This is a genomic window from Rhodococcus sp. As11, from assembly GCF_048957735.1.
Taxonomy (GTDB): domain Bacteria; phylum Actinomycetota; class Actinomycetes; order Mycobacteriales; family Mycobacteriaceae; genus Rhodococcus; species Rhodococcus gordoniae.
Window position 1 is genome coordinate 1 of record NZ_JARDJE010000040.1, and the last position, 8,423, is coordinate 8,423.

Annotated in this window: 7 protein-coding genes and 1 tRNA gene; 6 read left to right on the plus strand and 2 right to left on the minus strand. The window is 68.1% G+C overall.

The window, feature by feature from the left end:
• Positions 1–1,554 (minus strand): DEAD/DEAH box helicase (locus PV766_RS23790; protein WP_421098101.1); only part of this gene is annotated, 1,554 nt, incomplete at its 3' end.
• 406 nt (positions 1,555–1,960) lie between these two features.
• On the opposite strand from PV766_RS23790, the gene PV766_RS23795 reads away from it, so the two are divergent.
• The 3 genes from PV766_RS23795 to topA all read left to right on the plus strand — a co-directional run bounded on the left by PV766_RS23795 (position 1,961) and on the right by topA (position 5,982).
• On the plus strand, positions 1,961–2,164 hold the full coding sequence (locus tag PV766_RS23795; protein WP_005515803.1) for a cold-shock protein: 204 nt from the start codon (positions 1,961–1,963) through the stop codon (positions 2,162–2,164).
• 158 nt (positions 2,165–2,322) lie between these two features.
• A complete protein-coding gene (locus tag PV766_RS23800) occupies positions 2,323–2,928 on the plus strand; it encodes a hypothetical protein (RefSeq protein WP_421098102.1) in 606 nt (201 codons plus the stop codon).
• Between the two features lie 93 nt (positions 2,929–3,021).
• Complete coding sequence (gene topA / locus PV766_RS23805; protein ID WP_421098103.1) at positions 3,022–5,982, plus strand: type I DNA topoisomerase; 2,961 nt, start codon at positions 3,022–3,024, stop codon at positions 5,980–5,982.
• Positions 5,983–6,051: 69 nt separating this feature from the next.
• Here the strand turns inward: topA and PV766_RS23810 are convergent, their stop codons facing one another.
• Positions 6,052–6,444, minus strand: coding sequence for a VOC family protein (locus tag PV766_RS23810; RefSeq protein WP_129977719.1), 393 nt, complete (start codon positions 6,442–6,444; stop codon positions 6,052–6,054).
• 91 nt (positions 6,445–6,535) lie between these two features.
• Between PV766_RS23810 and PV766_RS23815 the strand changes: the two genes are divergently transcribed.
• From PV766_RS23815 to PV766_RS23825, 3 genes are all read left to right on the plus strand, one after another.
• Positions 6,536–7,723: a DNA polymerase III subunit delta' gene (locus PV766_RS23815; RefSeq protein ID WP_421098104.1), complete on the plus strand. Its 1,188-nt coding sequence runs from the start codon at positions 6,536–6,538 to the stop codon at positions 7,721–7,723.
• 62 nt (positions 7,724–7,785) lie between these two features.
• A tRNA-Thr gene (locus PV766_RS23820) sits at positions 7,786–7,861 on the plus strand.
• Between the two features lie 244 nt (positions 7,862–8,105).
• Entirely contained in the window at positions 8,106–8,303 is a 198-nt protein-coding gene (locus PV766_RS23825; protein WP_026003667.1) for a hypothetical protein, read from the plus strand.
• The last annotated feature ends 120 nt before the right edge of the window (positions 8,304–8,423 follow it).

The following is an 8,423-nucleotide window of genomic DNA, read 5'->3' on the forward strand; positions in this document are numbered from 1 at the left end:
ACCATTTCGCAGCAGCCGCCTGATCGGCGCAGAGCGACAGCCTACCTCTGACTGCCGCCAATCTTTGCAACAGAGCCTCAGGCCCTGCTCCGCGAGGGCCGTGAGGACGTCGAGCGCACCGAACTCGTCGACCTCGGCGTCGCCGAGGGGTAGTTCGGCTGCGGCGCAGAGGAGCTGGGGACCGAGCACGTACGGATTGTTCGGGTCGGTGACCGTCGCCTCGACCGGTCGGTCGAGCAGTGCCTGCGGGTGGTGCACGAGATAGGTGTCGAGTGGGTCGTCCCGCGCGACCAGCACGACGAGCGAACCCTGCCCGCGGCGTCCGGCGCGACCGCCCTGTTGCCGGAACGACGCGACCGTGCCGGGGAAACCGGCGACGATCACCGCGTCCAGACCGGCGATGTCCACGCCGAGTTCGAGGGCGTTCGTGCTGGCGACACCGAGCAGGCGTCCGTCGGACAGCGCCGACTCGAGGTCGCGGCGGTCCTCGGCGAGATAACCCGCCCGGTAGGCCGCCACCCGGTCGACGAGATCCGGTGCCGCCTCGGTGAGAAGCCGGCGTGCACCCATGGCGGCGAGTTCGGCGCCGTGGCGCGACCGGACGAACGCCAGCGTGCGGGCGCCTTCGACGACGAGGTCGGCGAGCAGACGCGCGGCCTCGGTGCCCGCGGCCCGGCGTACCGGGGCGCCGTGTTCGCCGGTCACCTCGCGCAGCAGGGGCGGCTCCCACATGGCGACCGTGCGAGGACCGTGCGGTGAACCGTCCTCGGTGACCTCCCGGCAGGGAGCGCCGATGAGGCGGGATGCCGCGGCCCCGGGTTCCGCGGTCGTCGCGGAGGCGAGCACGAAGACGGGATCGGCGCCGTAGCGGCGGGCCACGCGCCGGAGCCGGCGCAGGATCAATGCGACGTGCGATCCGAACACGCCCCGGTAGGAGTGGCACTCGTCGACGACGACGTATCGCAGACGACGCCACAACCGGGCCCATCGTGCGTGCGCGGGCAGCAGCGACAGGTGCAGCATGTCGGGATTGGTGAAGATCCAGCGCGAGTGCCGTCGCGTCCACTGCCGGATCTCGGTGGACGTGTCGCCGTCGTAGGCACACGCGCACACGGTCGACAGTGCGTCGATATCGGAGGTCAGTTCGGTGACCGCACGCAACTGGTCGGCGCCGAGCGCCTTGGTGGGCGACAGGTACAGGGCCGTGGCCTGTGGGTCGTCGGCGAGGGCACTGAGGACGGGAAGCTGGTAGGCCACCGACTTGCCGGACGCGGTGCCGGTGGAGACGACCACGTGCTCGCCGCCGGCAGCGATGTCGGCGGCACTCGCCTGATGGTGCCACGGACGCTCCACGCCTTGTCCTCGGAACGCGGCGACGACGTCGTCGTGTGCCCACTGCGGCCAGTCGCTGTGACGGGCGGGCCGAGCCGGGATCTCCGCGACGTGGGTCAGCGGTGACTCGCCCGACGGGATGCCTGCGAGCAGCCGCTCGAGTAGCTCGCGACCGTAGGTGCGGGTGGCGTCGCCGCTGGGGAGGAAGGGCGAGCCGGTCACGCAGTACTCCGCGGGTCGAACGAGATGGTCTGTCGGATACGAGGTCTGTCGGATACGAGTGGGGGCCGAGATCCGGGACGAGTGTGGCATCAGTGCCCGCCCGTAACATGGGAGCAACAGCTACCCCTGGGTAATGCTACCGAGACGTGAACAAGATCAGAGGATTGGCACGTTTGTGCCCATTCCTACTGTTGCGCGTGCCCGGAACGTGGTTGACTGACACCCGGTCGCAGCTTCTGTGTTCGTAGACTTGGAAAAGTGCACGCTCGCAGGATCGATGGTTGCGAGCGCGGTGCTTTAGCTCTTCCAACGGGGGACTCCAGAAGTACAGCGGTCGGAACCGGGACCTGGCGGATCGCGTACCCGGCGGTTCGTCGAATCCGGTGTTAGAAAGAGAAGGAAAAGCATGGCACAGGGCACTGTGAAGTGGTTCAACGCGGAGAAGGGCTTCGGCTTCATCGCTCCTGAGGACGGCTCCGCCGACGTGTTCGTTCACTACTCCGAGATCCAGGGTTCCGGCTTCCGCACCCTCGAGGAGAACCAGCGAGTCGAGTTCGAGGTCGGTCAGGGCACCAAGGGCCCGCAGGCCACCGGCGTGCGCGCAATCTGATCCACCCGCTCGAGCGAGCAACCGGGCAAGGTCGACAACCTCGCCCGATCGTCCCCCGTCGCCTCAGGTGATGGGGGACGATGCATTTTCCGGGAGGTGTGCGCGAAGGAGCGTACGACCTCGCTCGTCGCGCTCGCGGAGTCGCGAGAGGAGGACCCGTGAGTCAACTGTCCTTCTTCGGTGCCGACACGATGCCGCCGGCTCCGGCCGACCTGAGCGGTCTGCTCGCGGCGCACGGACGCGCGTGCCTCACCGAGGACGGCGCAGTGCTGACCGTGGAGGTCGACGCCGAATGGCGTGCTCGTGCCATCGCCCAGCTCGTGACCGATACAGGAGTGGGGGCGGACATCGTCGCCGACGGCGATCTGTTCACCGTCGGCACGGCCTCCGCCGGCTCTCTCGTCCCGCTCGCCACCCAGTGGATCGGTGACCACACCAAGACGGTCCCGGACGGCTGGGTTCCGTCCTCGCGGGCCCAGCGCGCCTGGTTTCTCGCGTCCGGTCGTATGGAGGTCGAGGGAGCACAGTATGTTCTCGGTCTGGATCCGGCCGCTCCCGAGACCCACGCCTCCCTGGCGCAGGCGCTCATGCGCGCCGGAATCGCGCCGACTCTCATCGGTACGCACGGCACCGGTGGTCCCGGGTTGAGGATCTCCGGTCGCAAGCGACTGACGAGGCTCGTCGAGAACATCGGCGCACCTCCGGACGCCGACGCGGCACGCCGGATCTGGCCGTACGTGGAACCGGGTGATCATCACTCGTGAAGAGCCGTTCCCCGAGGATGTGCGACCCTGTGTGTGGCCGCGTCTGGGGAGCGGGTCGGTATACATGTCTTCGAACAAGGCGACATGTCGGCAATGAGGGAAGGTGCGGGCGGCACGGTGGCAGCACGGGAGAAGAGCACTGCGGGCGGTTCGTCGGGCACGCGTCGGCTCGTGATCGTCGAGTCCCCGACCAAGGCGAGGAAGATCGCCCCCTACCTCGGCCGCGACTACGTCGTCGAGGCCTCGGTCGGGCACATCCGCGACCTGCCGCGTGGTGCCGCGGACGTCCCGGCCAAGTACAAGGGCGAGTCGTGGGCGCGCCTCGGTGTCGACGTCGACCACGACTTCGAACCGCTCTACGTCGTCAGCGCCGACAAGAAGTCCAAGGTCTCGGAACTGAAGAGCCTGCTCAAGGACGCCGACGAGCTCTACCTCGCCACCGACCCCGACCGCGAGGGCGAGGCCATCGCCTGGCACCTGCTCGAAACCCTCAAGCCCAAGGTGCCCGTCCGGCGCATGGTCTTCCACGAGATCACCGAGCCCGCGATCCGCGCGGCCGCCGAGAACACCCGCGACCTCGACAACGACCTGGTCGACGCGCAGGAGACCCGCCGCATCCTCGACCGCCTGTACGGCTACGAGGTCAGCCCGGTGCTGTGGAAGAAGGTCATGCCCCGCCTGTCGGCGGGTCGCGTGCAGTCCGTGGCGACCCGCGTGATCGTCCAGCGCGAACGCGAGCGCATGGCGTTCACGTCCGCCGAGTACTGGGACATCGCGGCCACGATGGACGCCGGTGCCGGCGCAAGCCCCCGCTCGTTCGGTGCCCGCCTGGTCAACGTCGACGGAGCGCGGGTCGCGTCGGGTCGTGATTTCGGCGCCGACGGGAACCTGAAGTCGACCGGCGTCGTCGTCCTCGACGAGGGCCGTGCCCGCCGCCTCGCGGAGGCACTCGCCGGTGCCGCGCTGACGGTGTCGTCGGCCGAGAGCAAGCCGTACACGCGCAAGCCGTATGCCCCGTTCATGACGTCGACGCTGCAGCAGGAGGCGGGCCGCAAGCTGCGGTTCTCGTCCGAGCGCACGATGCGCACGGCGCAGCGCCTGTACGAGAACGGCTACATCACCTACATGCGTACCGACTCCACGACGCTGTCGGAGTCGGCGATCGCGGCGGCCCGCGCACAGGCCACCCAGTTGTACGGCGCCGAGTTCGTCCACGCGACGCCGCGCCAGTACACCCGCAAGGTCAAGAACGCGCAGGAAGCGCACGAGGCGATCCGTCCCGCCGGCGACGTCTTCGCCACCCCCGGCGAGCTGCACTCGCGTCTCGACGGCGACGAGTTCAAGCTCTACGAGCTCATCTGGCAGCGCACAGTCGCCTCCCAGATGGCCGATGCGCGGGGCACGACGCTCACGTTGCGCATCACCGGCACCGCGGGCACCGGCGAGGAGTGCACCTTCTCGTCGTCGGGTCGCACCATCACTTTCGCGGGCTTCCTGAAGGCCTATGTCGAAAGTGTCGACGAGGAGGCAGGCGGACAGTCGGACGATGCGGAGTCGCGTCTGCCGAACCTGTCCGAGGGCGCGTCCGTCACCGCGACGAAGCTCGATCCGGACGGTCACTCCACGAATCCGCCCGCCCGATACACCGAGGCGAGCCTGATCAAGACGCTCGAGGAGCTCGGGATCGGCCGGCCCTCGACCTACGCGTCGATCATCAAGACGATCCTCGATCGCGGCTACGTCTACAAGCGCGGCAGTGCACTCGTGCCCTCGTGGGTGGCGTTCGCCGTGATCGGCCTGCTCGAGGCGCACTTCGCTCAGCTCGTCGACTACGACTTCACGGCCGGGATGGAGGACGATCTCGACGAGATCGCCTCCGGTCACCGGCAGCGCACCGATTGGCTGACGCGGTTCTACTTCGGCAGCGACGACGGTCACGAGGAATCGGTCGCCCGCAAGGGTGGTCTGAAGAAGCTGGTGGGGGAGAACCTCGAGGACATCGATGCCCGCGAGATCAACTCCATCCGCCTGTTCGACGACTCCGAGGGTCGCGAGATCCACGTGCGGGTGGGCCGGTTCGGTCCGTATCTCGAACGGATGATCACCGATCCCGACGATCCCGAGGCCGAGCCGACCTCGCAGCGCGCCAACCTGCCCGACGACCTTCCGCCGGACGAGCTCACCCTCGAGTACGCCGAGAAGCTCTTCTCGACGCCGCAGGAAGGGCGTGTTCTCGGTGTCGATCCGTCCACCGGCTACGAGATCGTCGCGCGTGAGGGCCGCTTCGGTCCCTACGTCACCGAACTGATCCCCGACCCGGAACCCGAGCCCGAGCCCGACGTCACGCCCATCCCCGTCGAGGAACTCGGGTCCGAGGGGGAGGGCGGCACGAAGACCGCCACCAAGAAGGCCGTCGCGAAGAAGGCAGCGAAGAAGGCTCCGGCCAAGAAGGCCGCCAAGAAGGCCGGCCCGAAGCCGCGCACGGGTTCGCTGTTCAAGTCGATGGACGTGTCCACGGTCACCCTGGACGACGCCCTGAAACTGCTGTCGCTGCCGCGCGTGGTGGGTGCCGATCCGGAGTCCGGCGACGAGATCACCGCTCAGAACGGCCGCTACGGTCCGTACCTGAAGAAGGGCACCGACTCGCGGTCGCTCGCGAACGAGGAGCAGATCTTCACCGTCACCCTCGAGGAGGCGCTGAAGATCTACGCGGAACCCAAGCGGCGCGGCCGGCAGGCCGCGGCCACACCGCCGCTGCGCGAGCTGGGCACCGACCCGGTGAGCGGCAAGCCGATGGTGATCAAGGACGGCCGCTTCGGCCCGTACGTCACCGACGGTGAGACCAACGCGAGCCTCCGTAAGGGCGACGAGGTCACGACGATCACCGACGAGCGGGCGTCAGAACTGCTCGCCGACCGTCGCGCGCGCGGCCCGGCCAAGAAGACCGCGAAGAAGACGGCGGCGAAGAAGACCCCCGCCAAGAAGACGGCGGCCAAGAAAACGGCCGCCAAGAAGACGACGAAGAAGGCCGCAGCGAAGAAGACGACCGACTGACCGTTCTCGTCGGATCACGCCGTTGACCTCACGGTGTGTATCGCGAACGGCCGTCGGGCCTGCCCGGCGTCACCCCGGAAGCGCGGCGAACAGGTCGAGGGTATGGCCGTCGGGGTCGAGCACGCTCGCGTAGCGCTGTCCCCAGAACGCGTCCCACGGGGCCTTCGTCGAGGTGCACCCGGCGTCGATCAAGGCGGCGTGCGTCTCGTCGACCGCGCTCGGGGCGCTGCAGTCGAAAGCCAGAGCCACCCCGCTTCCGGGCGACGGTTCGAACGTCGGGTCGAAGCTGCGGACGGACTCGACGGTGTCCCACATCAGGCGCAGTCCACCGGGGAGCACGGTCTCGAAGTGCGGCACCTCGGGAGCTTCGGCGGGCAGGTCGAGGCCGAGCACGCGATAGCACGCGAAGGACCGATCGAGGTCGGCGACGACGAGTCCCACCGCGGAGAAGTGAATGGTCATGGCCCGACGGTAGGGCTCCGGAACCACGCCTGTCTCGAATGTTCCGGACACGTGATCCGGATCGGTCGGAGCCGATCGTTAGGCTGAGCGCATGCCCGGGGTCTTCGATCGTCTCGTCGGTCAACGTGATGTCGAAACCGAACTCGTCGCTGCCGCGGTCGCAGCCCGTCGTGGCGAAACCGGGTCGGCGATGACCCACTCGTGGCTGTTCACCGGCCCTCCCGGGTCCGGGCGCTCCGTCGCGGCGCTGTGCTTCGCGGCCGCGCTGCAGTGCACCGACGAGAAGACTCCCGGCTGCGGGCGATGCCACGCATGCACCACCACGATGGCCGGCACGCACGGCGACGTGCGGCGGGTCGTGCCCGAGGGACTGACGATCAGCGTCAAGTCGATGCGCGACATCGTGCAGGTCGCGTCGCGGCGCCCCAGCACGGGGCGATGGCAGGTCGTAGTGATCGAGGATGCCGACCGTCTCACCGAGGGGGCCGCGAACGCTTTGCTGAAGGTGGTCGAAGAGCCACCGCAGCGAACGGTCTTCCTGCTGTGCGCGCCGTCGGTCGATCCCGAGGACATCTCGGTGACGCTGCGTTCCCGTTGCCGCCACGTCGGGTTGGTGACGCCCAGCGTCGACGCCATCGCACGTGTTCTCGAAGCCACCGACAACATCGATCCGAAAACGGCACAGTGGGCCGCATCCGTCAGCGCGGGGCACGTGGGGCGGGCCCGGCGACTCGCCGTCGACGAGGGCGCCCGCGACAACCGGGCGCGTGCCCTGGCCGTCGCAGGCGCGGTCCTCCGGCCCGCCACTACCTACGCCGCGGCCGACGAACTCGGCCGCAGTGCCGAGACCGAGGCGAAGGAGATCAGCGCCGAGCGCGACGAACGCGAAACGGAAGAGTTGAAGACAGCGCTCGGTGCCGGCGGTACCGGCAAGGGGGCCGCGGGCGCGCTTCGCGGTTCGGCGGGGGTGCTCAAGGAGCTCGAACGCACCCAGAAGTCGCGGAAGACGCGCACCGAACGCGACATTATGGACCGGGCCCTCATCGATCTCGCCGGCCTGTACCGGGACGCGCTGGTACACGCTTTCGGATCACGGGTCACTCTCAATCATCCGGACATGTCGGACCGCGCGGCCGACCTCGCGTCGAGAACCCGGCCGGAAGCGCTGCTCGAGTGCATCGAGGCCATCCTCGACTGCCGGGAAGCGCTCGCTCAGAACGTCAAACCCCGGTTCGCTCTTGCGGCGCTCGCGGCCAGGCTGAGCGGAGCATTCCGGTAGCCGAAGTGCCGGTTTGCATCGGGGTGGGGGTAGTCCGCTAGACTTCGGACGCCGAAAGGCTCGCTGCCTTAGCTCAGTCGGTAGAGCATTTCACTCGTAATGAAAAGGTCGTCGGTTCGATTCCGACAGGCAGCTCCACGAAGGCCCCTCACCACGGTGAGGGGCCTTCGACGTTTTCTGCGTCCTGCGCGTCGTGCGCGGATGATGGAGGCATGTTGATGGAACTGTTCTCCTTGGTCCTGATCATCGGTGCTCTCGCTGTGGTGCTGCCCATGGCGATCCGGGTCTTCCGTAACCGCGACCGTTGAGACGGAGCGACCGCGACCGTTGACACGGCGTCGAAATCCTCGACAAGGCGGTGACCGCGCAGCATGCTTCTCTCATGGCTGAGTCGTTGAAAGACCGGGTTCGGGAGAAGATCCTGCGGCAGCGCGCCGAGGACGGAGGCCGGCCGATCGGCGACGCCGAGGGGGACGACCCCCGGCTCATGGATATCCGCAGCGATCTCGCGATGCTCGAGCAGGCCGAGGAGGACGACCCGATCGTCCAGCATCTTGCCGCCAAGTACTGGGTGCCTTGAGCACCTTCCGATACCCTTTCCGGGCCCAGAAACACGCGTTGAACAGGCGATTTGGTGTTCTCGGAGATGTTCGCGTAACTTATTCCAGGTCAGAGCGACACGGACACCGACCCGGGCCGA